Annotated in this window: 16 protein-coding genes; 6 read left to right on the plus strand and 10 right to left on the minus strand. The window is 60.4% G+C overall.

Annotated features, from left to right (window positions below; genetic code table 11):
- Positions 1 to 63 precede the first annotated feature (63 nt).
- The 7 genes from phnC to KHU30_RS09345 form a co-directional block, all read right to left on the minus strand.
- On the minus strand, positions 64 to 909 hold the full coding sequence (gene phnC / locus KHU30_RS09315; RefSeq protein ID WP_230411133.1) for a phosphonate ABC transporter ATP-binding protein: 846 nt from the start codon (positions 907 to 909) through the stop codon (positions 64 to 66).
- A gap of 228 nt (positions 910 to 1,137) precedes the next feature.
- Positions 1,138 to 2,250, minus strand: coding sequence for a septal ring lytic transglycosylase RlpA family protein (locus tag KHU30_RS09320; RefSeq protein WP_211442392.1), 1,113 nt, complete (start codon positions 2,248 to 2,250; stop codon positions 1,138 to 1,140).
- 75 nt (positions 2,251 to 2,325) lie between these two features.
- Positions 2,326 to 3,438 (minus strand): rod shape-determining protein RodA, encoded by a 1,113-nt coding sequence (gene rodA, locus KHU30_RS09325; protein ID WP_211442393.1) that lies wholly within the window; start codon positions 3,436 to 3,438, stop codon positions 2,326 to 2,328.
- A gap of 32 nt (positions 3,439 to 3,470) precedes the next feature.
- Positions 3,471 to 5,468: a penicillin-binding protein 2 gene (gene mrdA / locus KHU30_RS09330; protein ID WP_211442394.1), complete on the minus strand. Its 1,998-nt coding sequence runs from the start codon at positions 5,466 to 5,468 to the stop codon at positions 3,471 to 3,473.
- Between the two features lie 63 nt (positions 5,469 to 5,531).
- Positions 5,532 to 6,044 carry a rod shape-determining protein MreD gene (gene mreD, locus KHU30_RS09335; protein WP_211442395.1) on the minus strand — a complete coding sequence of 171 codons (513 nt, stop codon included), beginning with the start codon at positions 6,042 to 6,044 and terminating at the stop codon, positions 5,532 to 5,534.
- On the minus strand, positions 6,041 to 7,051 hold the full coding sequence (gene mreC, locus KHU30_RS09340; RefSeq protein ID WP_211442396.1) for a rod shape-determining protein MreC: 1,011 nt from the start codon (positions 7,049 to 7,051) through the stop codon (positions 6,041 to 6,043). Before mreC ends, mreD begins: the two co-directional genes overlap by 4 nt.
- Before the next feature lie 167 nt (positions 7,052 to 7,218).
- Positions 7,219 to 8,262, minus strand: a complete 1,044-nt coding sequence (locus tag KHU30_RS09345; protein ID WP_041742639.1) for a rod shape-determining protein — start codon at positions 8,260 to 8,262, stop codon at positions 7,219 to 7,221.
- 247 nt (positions 8,263 to 8,509) lie between these two features.
- Here KHU30_RS09345 and gatC point away from each other — a divergent pair, with 247 nt between their 5' ends.
- The 4 genes from gatC to gatB all read left to right on the plus strand — a co-directional run bounded on the left by gatC (position 8,510) and on the right by gatB (position 12,478).
- Positions 8,510 to 8,812: an Asp-tRNA(Asn)/Glu-tRNA(Gln) amidotransferase subunit GatC gene (gene gatC, locus KHU30_RS09350; protein WP_211442397.1), complete on the plus strand. Its 303-nt coding sequence runs from the start codon at positions 8,510 to 8,512 to the stop codon at positions 8,810 to 8,812.
- A gap of 95 nt (positions 8,813 to 8,907) precedes the next feature.
- Positions 8,908 to 10,374 (plus strand): Asp-tRNA(Asn)/Glu-tRNA(Gln) amidotransferase subunit GatA, encoded by a 1,467-nt coding sequence (gene gatA, locus KHU30_RS09355; RefSeq protein WP_211442398.1) that lies wholly within the window; start codon positions 8,908 to 8,910, stop codon positions 10,372 to 10,374.
- 16 nt (positions 10,375 to 10,390) lie between these two features.
- Positions 10,391 to 10,912, plus strand: a complete 522-nt coding sequence (locus tag KHU30_RS09360) for a hypothetical protein (RefSeq protein ID WP_211442399.1) — start codon at positions 10,391 to 10,393, stop codon at positions 10,910 to 10,912.
- A gap of 105 nt (positions 10,913 to 11,017) precedes the next feature.
- Positions 11,018 to 12,478 (plus strand): Asp-tRNA(Asn)/Glu-tRNA(Gln) amidotransferase subunit GatB, encoded by a 1,461-nt coding sequence (gatB, locus tag KHU30_RS09365; protein ID WP_211442400.1) that lies wholly within the window; start codon positions 11,018 to 11,020, stop codon positions 12,476 to 12,478.
- Between the two features lie 67 nt (positions 12,479 to 12,545).
- Here gatB and KHU30_RS09370 read toward each other — a convergent pair whose 3' ends face one another.
- Together KHU30_RS09370 and pyrE are read right to left on the minus strand one after the other, a co-directional pair.
- Entirely contained in the window at positions 12,546 to 13,136 is a 591-nt protein-coding gene (locus KHU30_RS09370; RefSeq protein ID WP_211442401.1) for a DUF4124 domain-containing protein, read from the minus strand.
- Between the two features lie 140 nt (positions 13,137 to 13,276).
- Positions 13,277 to 13,942 carry an orotate phosphoribosyltransferase gene (pyrE, locus tag KHU30_RS09375; protein ID WP_061945005.1) on the minus strand — a complete coding sequence of 222 codons (666 nt, stop codon included), beginning with the start codon at positions 13,940 to 13,942 and terminating at the stop codon, positions 13,277 to 13,279.
- Positions 13,943 to 14,176: 234 nt separating this feature from the next.
- Here pyrE and KHU30_RS09380 point away from each other — a divergent pair, with 234 nt between their 5' ends.
- Entirely contained in the window at positions 14,177 to 14,944 is a 768-nt protein-coding gene (locus tag KHU30_RS09380; RefSeq protein ID WP_211442402.1) for an exodeoxyribonuclease III, read from the plus strand.
- A 33-nt stretch (positions 14,945 to 14,977) separates the two neighbouring features.
- Here KHU30_RS09380 and KHU30_RS09385 read toward each other — a convergent pair whose 3' ends face one another.
- Positions 14,978 to 15,742 (minus strand): class II glutamine amidotransferase, encoded by a 765-nt coding sequence (locus KHU30_RS09385; RefSeq protein ID WP_211442403.1) that lies wholly within the window; start codon positions 15,740 to 15,742, stop codon positions 14,978 to 14,980.
- Positions 15,743 to 16,036: 294 nt separating this feature from the next.
- Here KHU30_RS09385 and KHU30_RS09390 point away from each other — a divergent pair, with 294 nt between their 5' ends.
- On the plus strand, positions 16,037 to 17,092 hold the full coding sequence (locus KHU30_RS09390; protein WP_211442404.1) for a BMP family ABC transporter substrate-binding protein: 1,056 nt from the start codon (positions 16,037 to 16,039) through the stop codon (positions 17,090 to 17,092).
- Positions 17,093 to 17,147: the final 55 nt, after the last annotated feature.

Consider the following 17,147-nt stretch of genomic DNA (forward strand, 5'->3'; position numbering starts at 1 on the left):
GTGAAACTCCTGATTAGGATGGATGTGATTGAATGAGCTGGTACGTAAAGATTGCGCTTGGATTCAGGCCGCGACCGCCATTGCCGGAATGCTGTCGAACGGCGTCGGCGCTGCGGCCGCCGGCCGGGTCAGGCTGTTGGAGCCGCCCAGGATGTCTTCCGCCTCGCTGCCGTACAGCTCGCGCAGCATGGCTTCGGTCAAGGCGCTGGACGGGCCGTCGTATACCACGCGGCCTTTGTGCAGCGCCACCGTGCGCGGACAAAAACGCAGCGCCACGTCGACCTGGTGCAGGGAGACGATGACCGTGCTCTTGTCGCGCTGGTTAACGTCGGCCAATGTTTGCATCACCCGCCGTGCCGACTCAGGATCCAGTGAAGCGATCGGTTCATCGGCCAGCACCACGCGCGCCTTCTGCACGATGGTGCGGGCAATCGCCGCCCGTTGCTGCTGGCCGCCGGAGAGCGCCGAAGCGCGTTTATAGGCATGATCGGAAATGCCGACGCGCGCCAGCGCTTCCAGTCCGAGCGCCTTTTCTTCCGCGGTGAACAATTTGAAGCAGCTGCGCCAGAGCGGCATGCGCGACAGGCCGCCGGTCAGGACATTGGTCAGGACCGGCAAGCGGCCGACCAGATTGAATTGCTGGAAGACGAAGCCGACATTGGCGCGCACTGCGCGGATATTGCGGTCGACCAGGCCGTCCTTCTGGACCGGCTGGCCATCGATGGAAATTGTGCCGCCGCTGCTATCTGCCGCCATCAGGCCGGAAATATGACGCAAAAGCGTTGATTTCCCCGAGCCTGACGCGCCGATCAAGGCCACCATTTCGCCTTGCGCAAAACACAGGCTGACATTGTCCAGAGCCCGGAAGCCGCCACGGAACGTCTTTGACAAACCTTTGATTTCGACCATGATTGTTACCGCCATTACGCTTTTGAATGGCCGAAGTATTGCGGTCAAATATGTCAGGCGTATGAAAGTTTTGTGACCATTCGATTACAACCGGCGAAAATGTAGACAATCTACAAGTCTGTTTTGACTTGCTGCCAGTAGGTTAGAAATGGGGATTTTGCATGGAGTGCAGGCCCGTTTGACCAGCTCTCCATAAGAAGAATGATGCTGCGCAAACCGTGGAGCAACCTAGCGCTGCACCACAATCGGATTGACGCTGGCGCGCTGGCGGATCTGCTGCAGGACGCTGTCGGCATCCGAGCGGCTGGAGTATGGTCCGGCATACAGGCGGTACAGGCCATTGACCGCGACGCTGTTGAGGGAGTCGACCAGGCCGGACAATTCCTGCATCAGGCGGCTGCGGGCGCTGTCGGCATTGGCTTGCTGCGCATAAGCGCCAAACTGCAGGTAGAAGCCGCTGGCCAGGGCGTTGTTGCCGTCGCTTTGCGCGACTGTCGTTGCGGCCGGGGCCGAGGGAGGATCAAGCAGCAATGGCTGCGCCGTCAAAACCGGCATGTCCACCGATTCGGTCACCACGTTGGCGGATGCCGTGGCATCCCTGCGCGGTTCAGGCTGGGCTTGCGGCGCCGGCGCCATGACTGCTGGCGCCGGCGTGCCGTTCTGCCGCTGCTTGTTGAGCGCGATGATATCCGCCGGCAGCAAGCGCTCCACTTCCAGCTGGCCGCTGCCGCTGCCGAGATAGCCCAGCTTCAGCGCTGCGGTGTAGGACAGGTCGATGATGCGGCTGGAATGAAACGGTCCGCGGTCGTTGACCCGCACGATCACCTGGGCGCCGGTTTTCAGATTGGTCACCCGGGCATAGGAAGGAATCGGCAGGGTCGGGTGCGCCGCGGTCATCTTGTACATGTCGTACAGTTCGCCGGACGATGTCTTTTGATTATGGAATTTCTTGCCGTACCAGCTGCCGGTGCCGCGCTGCTTGAACGGCTGGTCATCGGTCATCGGCGTGTAGGTCTTGCCAAACACGACATACGGCTTGTTGCCGGTGCGCGAATACGGCTCGATCGTGGGCACCGCATCCGGCACATCCAGCAGCCCTTCAGGCGTGACGTCGCCGGGGCCGTCGTCCTTGTAGTAGCCGCCGCGGCCGGAGCCGGCAGCGGGCAGCGCCGGCCCGCCACGAACGCCCGCGGTCGTCTTGGCAGGCAATGCCGAGGAGGAAGGCGCTTTCGGCGCGCTGCCGCAGCCGGCCAGGATCAGCGCCGCCAGCAGCATGCTCAAATGGGCGATTGCGCGGTAGTTGGCGCTCACCTTATGTTCTCCGCCCTGCTTGCCTAGCATGCACTCTCCCTGAAATTTCGATGGCCATTGCACAGCATTAATGGACCTGGCGTCAAGCATACAAGTTCAACCATGCTATGTCTGTATCAGTTTTCGATGACGCTGGATGCTCATCAGGATACCCGCCCCCAGTCCCAGGGTAACCAGCGCCGTGCCGCCATAGCTCATGAACGGCAAAGGTACGCCAACCACCGGCAAAATACCGCTGACCATGCCCATGTTAACAAAAGCATAAGTAAAGAAGATGAGCGTGATGGAACCTGCCAGCAGGCGCGTGAACATGGTCGGCGCGTTGACTGCGATCATCATCCCGCGGCCGATCAGCAGCATGTACAGGAACAGCAGGACGCCGTTGCCGAGCAGGCCGAACTCTTCGGAAAACACCGCAAAGATGAAATCGGTGGTGCGTTCGGGGATGAATTCCAGGTGCGCCTGGGTGCCTTTCAGCCAGCCCTTGCCAAAGATGCCGCCGGAGCCGACTGCAATAGTCGACTGGATGATGTGGAAGCCTTTGCCGAGCGGATCCGAGGTGGGATCGATCAGCATCATCACACGCTGTCGCTGGTAATCGTGCAATACCGACCACAGCACAGGCAGGCTGGCGCCGACCGCCACCGCCAGGCCGACCAGCACGCGCCAGGACAGGCCGGCCAGGAAGATCACGTAAAAGCCCGCCGCCAGCACCAGGGTGCCGGTGCCCAGATCCGGCTGACGGATGATCAGGCCGACCGGCAACACCAGCAACAGCGCCGCCACCAGATAATCGCGCCAGGTGATCATGCCTTCGCGCTTCTGGAAATACCAGGCCAGCATCAGCGGCATGGCAATCTTCATGATCTCGGACGGCTGGATGACGACGCCGAAATTGATCCAGCGGCGCGAGCCCTTCTTGACGATGCCGAACAAGGCGACCGCGATCAGCAAGGCCACCCCTATCGTATAGATCGGCACCGCGAACCGCATCAGGGTCTGCGGCGGCACATTGGCGGCCACCCACATGATGACGAACGCCACCAGGATATTGCGCAGCTGGTCTTCCACCCGGCCGGGAAAATCGATGCCGGCCGAATACAGCGTAACGATGCCGACCGACAGGATCAGGAAAATGATCAGCGACAGCGCCGCATCGAACACCACGACATGGGATTTGATGCTGCGCAGCCACGCATGTTTGTCGCCAAGGCTCATGTTGCTGCTTTCAATTCGGTGACCATCTGCTGTTACTCCCGATTTCCCGAGGTTGCTTCGCCCGGCTTATAGCTGTCTTCAGAACCGTCATTCGGTTTCATGTCGGCCGGCGCCGGTCCGTCTTCCTCTTCCACCGCAGCCGGCGCCGCCACCGCCGCTGCCGCCTTGTCGTTATCTCCGGGCCGCTTGCGCAGCAAATAGAAATCCAGGGCCTTGCGCGCAATCGGCGCCGCCGCCGCCGCGCCGAAGCCGCCGTTTTCGACAATGACGGCCAGCGCGATGCGCGGCTTGTCGGCCGGAGCAAACGCCGTATACCAGGCATGGTCGAGCTGGCGCGAAGTCAGCTTCTTGGCGTCGAATTTCTCTCCCTGCTTGATACTGACCACCTGCGCGGTTCCGGTCTTGCCGCCCGAATCATAACCGGCGCCGGCAAACACCTTGGCGCCCGTGCCTTCACGCGTAACGCCAACCATGGCCTTCTTGATGAAGTCGACGTTTTCCTGCTTCAGCGGAATCCGGTAGCTTTCCTTCGGCACCGTCTGGGTGTGCTGGCGCGTCACGCCGTCTTCGAGGATCTTGACCAGATGCGGCTTCATCACGATGCCGTCGTTGACCAGGGTCGCCACCGCGTGCGCCATCTGCAAAGGCGTAAAGGAATTGAAGCCCTGGCCGATGCCGAGCGAAATGGTGTCGCCGCCTACCCACTTCTGCGCCGCCACGCGTTTGTAATATTTTCGCTTCCAGTCGGTCGAAGGCAGCAGGCCGCGCTGCTCATGTTCGAGGTCGATGCCGGTCAGCTGGCCGAAACCGAACGGCTTCATGAAATCATGGATGGTGTCGGGTCCAAGATCGTTGGCCAGCATGTAGTAATAGGTATCGCACGACACCACGATCGATTTGTACATGTCGACCCGGCCATGGCCGCCGACCTTGTCGTCGCGGAACTGATGGCCGCCCAGCATGAAGTAGCCGACGTCGTTGATCGCAAATGCAGGCGTGCGCTTCCCCAGTTCCAGCGCCGCCAGCGCCATGAAGGGCTTGTAGGTGGAGCCGGGAGCGTAGCTGCCGCTCATCGGCCGGTTGATCAACGGATGGTCGGGTGAATTGTTCAATTCGTCCCAGCTTTGCTGGTCGATGCCTTCCACGAACAGATTGGGATCGAATGAAGGCTGCGACACATACGCCAGCACGTCGCCGGTGGAAGGCTCGATCGCCACCAGCGCGCCGCGGCGGTTGCCGAAGGCTTCTTCCACCACCTTCTGCAATTCGATGTCGATCGACAGGATCAGGTTATCGCCAGGCGTCGCCGACACGTGCGACATGCTGCGCACCGCCCGTCCGCTGGCGGCGATTTCGATTTCTTCATAGCCGGTGGTGCCGTGCAATTGCTTTTCGTAGCTCTTTTCCAGGCCATCCTTGCCGATGTAGCTGGTGCCCTTGTAGTTGGCGGCATCGTCGCTGTCGTCGATGCGGTCGGCATCCTTCTGGTTGATGCGGCCGATATAGCCGATCACGTGCGCCGCCACTTCGCCCAGCGGATACTGGCGGAACAGGCGCGCCTGCACATCGACGCCGGGAAAGCGATAACGCTGGGCCGTGAAGCGCGCCACCTCCTCATCGCTCAGGCGGGTGCGGATCGGCAGGCTGGCGAAGCTCTTGGAGTCTTCCAGCAATTTCTTGAAGCGGCGCCGGTCTTTCGGCGTGATGCTGACCACCTGCGCCAGTTCATCAATCATGGGATCGAGATCTCCCCTGATTTTCGAACGGGTGATTTCCAGCGTGTAGGCAGAGTAATTGCGGGCCAGGATGACGCCGTTGCGGTCCATGATCAGGCCGCGGTTAGGCACCACCGGCACCAGCGAAATACGGTTGTCCTCAGCCTGGGCGGCATAGGCGTCGTGGCGCACCACCTGCAGCCAGACAAAACGCGCGCACAGCAAGCCAAAGCAGAGCAGCACAAACGCGATGGCTGCAGAAATCCGCAAGCGGAAATTGCGCAGTTCGCGTTCGGTGTTTTTAAATTCAGTCATTGATATGTCGGCGCCGGGTCAGCAACAAATCCGCATCGGCCGCACTGGCCGCAGCAGCAAAAATTAGATTGGGCGATTATCATCGCGATCGACCGCGCGCCGCTGCGGGGCCAGCAACAGCCACACCACGATCGGCCACAAGGCCATGCTGACAAAGCTCTCGGAAAAATACAGCCAGCCGGGAAACTTGCCGCTGACAAGCGTGCGGATCACCAGCTGTATCACCTGCGTCAACAGCATCAGGGGCAGCACATGCAAGGCCTGTACGCCGACCGAGAACCACAGCACCCGGCGATGGATCATGATCGCAAAATAGGACAGCAGGGTATACGCCAGCGCGTTCTGGCCGAGCAGCGTGGCCTCATGCACATCCATCAGCAGGCCCATGCAAAAGGCGATGCCGATGCCGATCTTGCGCGGCTGGTGGATGCTCCAGAACACCAGCGCCAGCGCGACGAAATCCGGCACGCCAGGCCATTGGCCCCAGGGCAGCAAGTTGAGCAGGAACGCCAGCAGCAAGGTCATCGCGATGAACAGCGGATTGGCCGGCAACAGAATGTAATGTGGACGCATCATCGGACGCCAGCTCCCTGCGGATTTTTACGGGCCGCTTCCGGATTGCTTTCCTTGCCGGCATCTTTCGCAGCTTCCCTGGTCTTGTCGCGGGTGCTTTCGGTCAGGCGGCGCTTGCTGAGAATATCGGCTTTGCCGTTGGGAACGGCGGCTTCATCGTCCGGACGTGCGATCGGATTAGGATCGACCAGCAAGATCAGCAATTGCGTATGACGGTCGATGCCCGCCACCGGTTCGCACACGATATGCGCGAAGGCGTCGGCCGACTTGGTTTCAACCTGTATCACCTTGGCGACTGAAAGGCCGGCCGGATAGACGCCGTCGATGCCGGAGGTCACCAGCAGATCGCCCTTCTGGATATCGGCGTTGGACGACATGAAGCGCAGGTCAAGGTAACCCGACTGGCCGCGGCCATAGGCGACGCTGCGCAAGCCGTTGCGCAGCACCTGCACCGGAATCGCCTGGTCCTTGTCGGTCAGCAGCGTGACTTCGGAAGTAAATGGGAAGACGCGCGTGACCTGGCCGACGATGCCGGCATCGTCGATCACCGGCTGGCCGGTGGCGACGCCATGCTGCGAACCGCGGTCCATGATGACTTTGCGGGCGAACTGATCGCGGGCGTCGTACAGGATTTCACTCATGACCGACTTCACCGGCAAGCGCTGCTGGGCGCCAAGCAGTTTGCGCAGCTGGGCATTTTCCGCAGCCAGCTGCTGCGCCTGCTGCAGCTGCTGCGCGCGCTCGCCCTGTTTGCTGCGCAATGCCTGGTTTTCTTTTTCCACCGTCGACAGCGAAGAAAAATAATCGATCACGCGATTGCTGGTGTCGCGCGGCACCAGGGCCACCATCTGCAAGGGATAGAGCGCGGTGCCTACCGCCTGCCGCAGCAGCAGCAGAGCGTGTACTTTTGAATCGGCAATCAGCAGCGCCAGCGCCATCAGCGTGCATATCACCGCCTTGGCGCGGGCGGACGCGCCTTGCTTGAATAGGGGTGGTGGACTGTATTCCATCAGTAATGGACAGATTCGGTATGGTCAGTGATGGCCGGCACACTTGCTTGAAAGCAGCTACCGCAGATACAACAATGGGTCGCATGCATCAATGCACCGACCCGGTTGCCGCTACCCACCCTCATGATCAAGCTGATGAGGTTGGGCAAGCGTCGCATCAGCCTGGATTACTCGTAAGAAAAGATCGAGCCCAGCTTGTCCATCCGCTCCAGCGCCATGCCGGAACCGCGCACCACGCAGGTCAGCGGGTCTTCGGCCACAATCACCGGCAAGCCGGTTTCTTCCATCAGCAGGCGATCCAGGTCGCGTAGCAGCGCGCCGCCGCCGGTCAGCATCATGCCCTTTTCGGCGATGTCGGCGCCGAGTTCCGGCGGCGTCTGTTCCAGCGCGTTCTTGACGGCCGACACGATATTGTTGAGCGGATCGGTCAACGCCTCCAGGATTTCATTGCTGGAGATGGTGAACGAGCGCGGGATGCCTTCCGACAGGTTGCGTCCCTTGACTTCCATTTCGCGCACTTCCGAACCCGGGAAGGCGGAACCGATTTCCTTCTTGATCGCTTCCGCGGTCTGTTCGCCGATCAGCATGCCGTAGTTGCGGCGGATGTAGTTGACGATGGCTTCGTCGAATTTATCGCCGCCGACGCGTACCGAGCCTTTGTAGACCATGCCGCCCAGCGAAATGATGCCGACTTCCGTGGTGCCGCCGCCGATGTCGACCACCATCGAACCGGTGGCGTCCGAGACCGGCAGGCCAGCGCCGATCGCCGCAGCCATCGGCTCTTCGATCAGGAACACCTGCGAAGCGCCGGCGCCCAGGGCGGATTCGCGAATCGCGCGACGCTCCACCTGGGTCGAGCCGCAAGGCACGCAGATGATGATGCGCGGCGACGGTTTGAACAGCTTGGTGTCGTGCACCATGCGGATGAACTGCTTGAGCATCTGCTCGGTAACAGTGAAGTCGGCGATCACGCCGTCTTTCATCGGGCGGATCGCTTCGATGTTGCCGGGAACCTTGCCCAGCATCTGCTTTGCTTCGCGGCCGACCGCCTGAATTGTCTTCTTGCCGTTAGGACCGCCTTGCTGGCGAATCGCAACAACCGATGGCTCGTCCAGGACAATACCTTGATCGCGCACATAAATCAGCGTATTCGCGGTACCCAGGTCAATCGCCAGGTCATTCGAAAAGTAACTGCGTAAAAATCCAAACATGAATTGTTCCAATGCGCAACAATGATGCGCTCAAACGTTTTTTAGGGGGGTGTCTAGTATCCGGCGCATGGTAAAGATGTATTACCTGCCGCATGGACGCAACATTCTACCTTATAATTTGACTCAACTTAGGGCGTATGGCGCTCAAAATGCTTGCTTTTTACAAAAATCCGAGAAGTTTTTCGCAAGCAAACCGTTTCTCTTTTAACCACACTAGCAGCCGCGCCCCGAAGCGCGATCGAAAATCATGTCATTAGCCCTTTCCGACGTTAAGCGCATTGCCAATTTGGCACGCCTTGAACTCACCGAAGACCAGGCCGCCTCCACGCTGGACAAACTGAACGGTATTTTTTCGCTGGTGGAGCAGATGCGCGCGGTGGACACCACCGGCATCGAGCCGCTGAGCCATCCGATTGCGGCGATCCGCCAGGATCTCTCCCTGCGCTTGCGCGAGGACCAAGTGACCGAGCCGAACCGGCGCGAGGAGTATCAAAAGGTGGCCCCGGCCATCGAAGACGGCCTGTACCTGGTACCCAAAGTCATCGAATAAGCCGCCACGTGCCTGCTTGCGGCAAGCTCGGCTTGCTGCCCTCGGCCTGACGGGCTGCCCCGCAAAGTTAACAGTTAAGTTAATTAAAAGTATTTATGCATACCAAAACACTCAAGCAATTGTCGGTGCTGCTGCACGAAAAGAAAATTTCCGCCGAAGAATTGGCAAAACTCTATCTGGCCAGGATCGAGCAGAGCGATCTCAATGCCTTCCTGCATGTCGACCAGGATTTGACGCTGCAACAGGCGCGCGCCGCCGACCTGCGCCTGGCGCAAAACGACAGCACGCCGCTGACCGGCGTGCCGATCGCGCACAAGGATATTTTCGTGACGCGCGGCTGGCGCGCGACGGCCGGTTCGAAGATGCTGGAAAACTACACCAGCCCGTTCGACGCTACCGTGGTAGAGCATTTCAACAGCGCCGGCATGGTCAACCTCGGCAAGCTGAACTGCGATGAATTCGCCATGGGTTCCTCCAACGAAAACTCGTATTTCGGCGCCGTCAAGAATCCCTGGGACAAGACGGCGATTCCGGGCGGCTCCTCCGGCGGTTCCGCCGCCGCGGTAGCGGCGCGCCTGACGCCGGCCGCCACCGCCACCGACACCGGCGGCTCGATCCGCCAGCCGGCATCGCTGTGCGGCGTGACCGGCATCAAGCCGACCTACGGCAGCGTGTCGCGCTTCGGCATGATCGCCTTCGCCTCGTCGCTGGACCAGGCCGGCCCGATTGCGCAGACCGCGGAAGACTGCGCCCTGCTGCTGAACGCCATGACCGGTTTCGATCCGCGCGATTCGACCAGCCTGGAACGGCCCAAGGAAGACTTCAGCCGCGATCTTGAGAAAGACCTGAAAGGCTTGCGCATCGGCATCCCGCGCGAATATTTCAGCAGCGGCCTGGCGCCGGATGTCGAACAGGCTGTGCGCGCTGCGCTGGCCGAGTACGAAAAGCTGGGCGCTACGCTGGTCGATATTTCACTGCCGAAAACCGAACTCTCGATCCCGGTCTATTACGTGATCGCACCGGCCGAAGCATCTTCCAACCTGAGCCGCTTCGACGGCGTCCGCTACGGCCACCGCGCCGCCGACTACAAGGACCTGGCCGACATGTACAAGAAGTCGCGCGCGGAAGGTTTCGGCGAAGAAGTGAAGCGCCGCATCCTGGTCGGCGCCTATGTGCTGTCGCACGGCTACTACGACGCCTACTACCTGCAGGCGCAAAAGATCCGCCGCCTGATCGCCGAGGATTTCCAGAATGCGCTGAGCGGCCCGAACCGCCAGTGCGACGTCATCATGGGGCCGGTATCGCCGACCGTGGCATGGGACCTGGGCGCCAAGGCCAACGATCCGGTCGCCAACTACCTGGCCGACATCTACACGCTGTCGACCAGCCTGGCAGGATTGCCCGGCATGTCGGTACCCTGCGGCTTCGGCCAGGGCGAGAAAAATGCGCGGCGCCCGGTCGGCCTGCAGATCATCGGCAACTATTACGATGAAGCCAAGCTGCTCAACGTCGCGCACCAGTTCCAGCGCGTCACCGACTGGCATCAGCGTACGCCTGGCTGAAAAAGCGAGCCGCGCCATGTCATCGACCTTGCTGAAAAGCGTCGGCCGCCGGGGCAACCTGCTGCTGTTCGTTCTGGCTGCCGCGCTGCTGGCGCCGCACGCCCAGGCGCAGCAGTTGCACACCAAGTTCGGCTGCAACCTGACGCGCGATGAAGATGGCGAGAAAGTGATTTATGGCGACACCGGCGAGTTCAAGCTGGATGGCGATCGCATCGAAGCATTGCGCTGGGAATCGGCGCTGTACCGGCCGACCCACGGCTTTGAATGCAGCGTCGACACCAGCGACGATCCGCAAGCTGAAGTCGAACACGGCGGCAGTAAGGAAAACTGGCGCATCACCTTGAAAGATCCGGTCGCCGCGCGTCATCAGCGCGGCTATGATTTTTATAATCACGGCATGAATTGCAGCATCCGCCTGCAGCGCGACGGCGACAAATTGCATGTGATACCGAGCTGCCCGGCGCTGTGCGGCTCACGAGGAAATTTTACGGAACTGTCGGTGGATTTGAAGACCGGCGAGTGTAGTTACCCAAGATAATTGCGGGACAGAGCCGCCCGGGTAGAGTTTATGAGCCGCCGCAGCGCGGCGGATTACACTACCCGTGCAACTCTGTCCTCAACTAAATTAAATGAGGAAATAATTATGCAGTGGGAAGTCGTGATCGGTCTGGAAACGCATACGCAACTCTCGACCAAGTCAAAAATATTCAGCGGCGCCTCGACCCAGTTCGGCGCTGAAGCCAACACCCAGGCCAGCCCGGTCGACCTGGCGCTGCCGGGCGTGCTGCCGGTGCTGAACCGCGGCGCGGTGGAGCGCGCGATCCAGTTCGGCCTGGCGGTGAATGCGAAGATCGCTCCGCAGTCGATCTTCGCCCGCAAGAACTACTTCTACCCCGACCTGCCCAAAGGCTACCAGATCAGCCAGTTTGAAATCCCTGTGGTCCAGGGCGGCAAGGTTTCCTTCATGCTGGAAAAAGACGGCAAGAGCGAGCTGCGCACCGTGCAGCTCACGCGCGCCCATCTGGAGGAAGACGCAGGCAAGTCGCTGCATGAAGATTATCAAGGCATGAGCGGCATCGACCTCAACCGCGCCGGCACCCCGTTGCTGGAAATCGTCACCGAACCGGACATGCGCAGCGCCGCCGAGGCGGTGGCCTATGCCAAGGCCCTGCACTCATTGGTGATGTGGCTGGGAATTTGCGACGGCAACATGCAGGAAGGCTCCTTCCGCTGCGACGCCAACGTTTCGGTGCGCCCGCTCGGCCAGGCGGCTTACGGCACCCGCAGCGAGATCAAGAACCTCAACTCCTTCCGCTTCCTGGAAGAGGCGATCAACTATGAAGTACGGCGCCAGATCGAAGTGATCGAAGACGGCGGCAAAGTGGTGCAGGAAACCCGCCTGTACGACCCGGACAAGAAAGAAACGCGCTCGATGCGCAGCAAGGAAGACTCGCAGGATTACCGTTATTTCCCGGATCCGGATCTGCCGCCGCTGGTGATCGCCGCGGAATGGGTGGAGCGCGTGCGCGCCGCCATGCCGGAACTGCCGGAGGCCATGCGCGAACGTTTCGTGCGCGAGTTCGGCCTGTCGGAATACGATGCCGCGGTGCTGACGCAATCGAAAGCCATGGCCGGCTACTTTGAAGCGGTCACTGTCAAGGCCGGCAAGGAACAGGCCAAACCCGCCGCCAACTGGCTGATGGGCGACCTGTCGTCAGCGCTGAACCGGGAAAATGTCGACGTCGCGCAAGCGCCGGTCAGCGCCGCCCAGCTGGCTGTGCTGCTGCAGCGCATCGCCGACGGCACCATCTCCAACAAGATCGCCAAGGAAGTATTTACGGCAATGTGGGATGCCAGGTCGGCGCAGGAAAACCTGGCCGACGAGATTATCGAAAGCAAGGGCCTGAAGCAGATTTCCGACAGCGGCGCGCTGGAAAAAATCATCGATGAAGTGCTGGCCGCCAACGCCAAATCCGTCGAAGAATTCCGTGCCGGCAAGGAAAAGGCCTTTAATTCCCTGATCGGCCAGGCCATGAAAGCCACCAAGGGCAAGGCCAATCCGGCGCAGCTGACCGAGCTGCTGAAACAGAAACTGACAGCGTAAAAGCTGCGGGCAAAAAAAAACGGCTGGCGCCCTGCCAGCCGTTTTGCCTTGTATCCCCCCGCCGATCCTAGCGCGCCGCAGGCGCCTCTGCCGCCATGCTGGCCAGTTCCCGGTAGTGCTTGAGAGTTTCATCGAACTTGCCATTGATGCGGCCCAGTTCGGCCTGATGATCCGCCATGTTTTTCTGGTTATAAGCGATGTCGCGGTTGGCGTCATCTATCTTGTTGCGCAAGCTCATCGGCAAGCTTTTCTTGTGCTTGTAGAACTCGGCTTCGGTATTGGCTGCTTTCAGCTGGCTCCGGGCATCGTCGATGCCGATCTGGTCGCGCTTGATCATATCCTGCGACAAGGACAGATAGTAGCGGCGCGAAGATTCGATATCGGCCTCGCTGCGATAACGCGCCAGCAACGCGCGGTCCTGCTGGCGCCGCTGCTCCTCCGCTGCCGCCTCGACCCGGCGCTTTTCCTCAAGGATCTCTTGCTGACGCTTTTGTTCGGCCGTCAGCGGCGCCGGGATTTCACGCTTGAGCACTCCGGCCTTGGATAACTCGACGATCTTGCGGTCAGCGCATTCCGGCATCGGATGATCGCCGCTGACGGTGCGCCCGGCACCATCCTTGCAGGTATAAATCTGGCTGTGCGCCAGCAATGGCAGCAAGCCCGCTGCGCCGAAAAAAAAGGCCCGCTTAAGAGTTAGTGCAATCCGCTTCATTCCCATCATCCACGACATATGTCGACACACACCACGCTATCGAGCGCAAAACGCAAAGCAACGGCTGTGTAGCACAAGCCGCGCGATCATGCTACGCCGTAGCGCTCCCGGTAAGCTGCCACGGCAGCCTGGTAGCGGTTCAGTTCAGCATCGGCGCCAGCGCCGGAAATATATTCCAGCAAGTCGTTCAGGTTGCCGATCGAAATCACCGGCATGCCGTACGCTTGCGTCACTTCTTCTACCGCCGAGTTGGCTGACAAGGCATCATCCTTGCCGGAACGCTCCATCCGGTCCAGCGCGATCACCACCGCGCAAGGCGTGGCGCCGGCGGCACGAATCATCTCGACCGACTCGCGCACCGATGTGCCGGCGGAAATCACGTCGTCAATGATCAGCACCCGGCCCTTCAACGGACCGCCGACGATGTTGCCGCCCTCGCCGTGATCCTTGGCTTCCTTGCGGTTGTAGGCAAACTGCACATTGCGCCCTTGCGCCGCCAGCGCAACCGCGGTCGCCGACGCCAGCGTGATGCCCTTGTAAGCCGGCCCGAACAGCATGTCAAACTGCAAACCCGAATCGATCAGGGTGCGCGCATAAAATTGCGCCAGCTGACCCAGGGCAGCGCCTTCGTTAAACATGCCCGCATTGAAAAAATACGGGGAAGTGCGTCCTGCCTTGGTGACAAACTCGCCGAACTTCAGCACCCCGGCCTTGACCGCAAATTCAATAAATTGTTGACGTAAATTGTTCAAAATGCACTCCAGACGGTTGAGGCTGACAAATTTTGTCGCTATTTACAAACCAAAAGCGACACCAGGCCGTCATTTTAAATGGAGTTCATTCGCTCCACAGCGGTAAGTGCAAACAGCGTGCCTGCAAAGGCCGTATTTTTCGTACGGGGCCGTCTGCACACCCGGGCTTCGCTTCGGTTATGCTTAGAACCCAAGCCGGCATCATTCCACCTTATTTTTTTATCAACAACAAACATGCCAAGAATTATTTCCGCCAATCTCAACGGCATCCGCTCCGCAGCCAGAAAAGGTTTCTTCGAGTGGCTGACCAAGCAATCCGCCGATTTCATCTGTGTCCAGGAACTGAAGGCCCAGGCCGCCGACATGACGCCGGAATTCCTGGCGCCGGAGGGTTACGTCGGGCATTTCCATTACGCCGAAAAGAAGGGCTATTCGGGCGTCGGCCTGTACAGCAAGCGCAAGCCGAACGCGGTCCGGATCGGCTTCGGCAATGAAGAATTCGATGCCGAAGGTCGCTATGTGGAATGCGATTTCGGCGACCTGACGGTGATTTCACTGTACTGCCCGTCCGGTTCATCCAGCGAAGAACGGCAGATCGCCAAGTTCCGTTTCATGGAAGCGTTCCTGCCGCATCTGCAGGAACTCAAGGCCAGCGGCCGCGAGGTGGTGATCTGCGGCGACTGGAATATCGCGCACCAGGAGCGCGACCTGAAAAACTGGAAGGGCAACAAGAAAAATTCCGGCTTCCTGCCGGAAGAGCGCGCCTGGCTTACCCATCTGTTCGACGAAGTCGGCCTGGTCGACGTCTTCCGCAAGGTCGACCAGCGCGACGAGCAATACACCTGGTGGAGCAATCGCGGCCAGGCCTGGGCCAAGAACGTAGGATGGCGCATCGATTACCACATATCCACCCCGGGCATCGCGGCCAATGCGCATGCCGTGGCGATCTACAAGGATGAGCGCTTTTCGGATCACGCGCCGCTGACGATCGACTACGCCTGAGGCAACTCCCGGCGGCAGCCCGGTCCTGGGATCCTAGACCGGCTGGCCGTCGACGAACACGATCAGTTCGCCCTCGCCAAACTTGGTCCACACTTCGTTGGTGGTGAGCGGCTCGGTAACGATCACCGCCACCCGGTCCTGCGGCGTCGTCACCTGCGAGAAGTCGACGCTGACATCCTCATCCGACAGATGCGCTTCGGCAAACGGAAACTGCCGCACGATGTAATACAGATTGGTCGAGCAATGGGTGAACAAGGCTGAACCGTCCGACAGCATCATGTTGAAGGTGCCGTGGGCGGCGATTTCGCTGGTCAGTTCGCGCAGCGCCAGGGTCAACTCGGCCTGCGACGGCGGCGCATCGCCGAAGCGCTGGCGCAATTGCTGCAGCATGTAGCAGAACGCCAGTTCACTGTCGGTATTGCCGACCGGCCGGTACGGCCCGTTGAGGCGCGGCGCGAATTCCTTGAGGTCGCCGTTATGAGCGAACACCCAGTAGCGGCCCCACAGTTCCCGCACGAACGGATGGCAGTTTTGCAGCGCTACCTGGCCCTGGGTGGCCTTGCGGATATGCGCGATGACATTCTTCGACTTGATCGGGCAACGCCGGATCAGCTCGGCTACCGGCGAGGCGATCGCCGCCTGGTAGTCGACAAAATGGCGCACGCCGCTGCCCTCGAAAAAGGCGATGCCCCAGCCGTCGCTGTGGTGACCGGTCTGGCCGCCGCGCGTGGCGAAGCCGGTAAAGCTGAACACAATGTCGGTCGGCACATTGCAATTCATTCCAAGTAACTGACACATATTCCCGAACCAGGTGAGATAGACGTAACTGACTGCAGCGTGCAATTGCAATACAAGGCATGCACTATTCAATTTGATAACGGTATCACGCTGCCGCCTGAATAAAAAGTTAAATATGGTGGAGACGCCTGCCGCCGCCGCGCTCAGCCGGCCTGGCGCCACGCTGCCGCACATCAGTTGGCGGCAATACCTTGTATATCCTGCGCCAAATGGAGCGCGCCTGCTTTGCCAGCAATATGTGGGAACAAATGCGTGCCGGCATCAGATCCGGCGCCTAATAAAGAGGAAGAGACAATGATGACACTGGCCCCCCGTAAGCCGTCTGCAGGTTCACGCCCCGATATATCCGGCACGATGCGGCGCCTGCTGCTGGTGCTGCTGCTGCCGCTGCTGCTAGGAATGGCAAGTATTGCCGGCGCCGCCGACCTGCCCAAGATCATCTACGTGCGGCCGGTGCCCAACAATGACGACGTGCTGCTGCAGCAAGGCACAAGCGGCGTCAACAACGCCGCCAAGCTGTACAAGATGCAAGCCAGCACCCTGGAAAGCCAGGCCACCCGCGCCGGCCGCCTGCAGCAACTGGACAGCGCGGTCAAGCAAGGCGCCAGGATCGTGGTGGTGATGGGAGTCGAATTCAAGGACTTGCTGGACAGCGTGGCGCGCCAGGCGCCGCAAACCCGTTTTGTGATCCTCGAACATTGCATCGACAATGCCGCCAGCAATGTCACTTGCATCACTTTCCGCGAATCCGAGGCCAGCTACCTGGCCGGCATGCAGGCGGCGCTGGTCTCCGCCAGCGGCAAGATCGGCCTGATCGGCGCCAGCAACACCGCCTTGCGCCAGAAGAACAGCGAGGCCTTCAGCAATGGCGCACACGCCGCCAAAGCGGCAATTTCCGTACATGAGCCGCTGTGGGTGGAAGGCGCGCAACCCTTCAACGATCCGCCGCGCGCCGAAGCGCTGACCAAGACCATGCTTGGGGATGGCGTGGATGTGATCTGGGCCGCCGCCGCGGGCAGCAATTCCGGCGTGTTCAAGGCGCTCACGCCGCAAAACCGCGGCAAGGCCATCGGCAGCGGCGTCAACCAGTGCATACAGGCCCCGGGCAAAGTGCTCGACAACGTCGAAGTGCATGCCGATAGCGCCATTATCCTGGCGGTCGGCCTGCTGGCCAACGGCTCGACGGCGCCGCGCTTCGATTTCGGCCTGAAAGAAGGCGCAGTCGCGCTGACCGCGCTTGGCCTGGATGCAGCCTACTCGGAATGCGATATCCTGCACCAGCGTCCGCTGTTGCAAAAGCTGCGCGAAGCCAGCAACGCGATCATCAGCGGCAAGCTGAAAATAGATTGAAGCGGATTAAATAGCGGCCATTGATCGATTCTGATAGCGTTGTGCCTTTATTTAT

This window comes from Collimonas humicola (assembly GCF_018304945.1).
GTDB classification, from domain to species: domain Bacteria; phylum Pseudomonadota; class Gammaproteobacteria; order Burkholderiales; family Burkholderiaceae_D; genus Collimonas; species Collimonas humicola.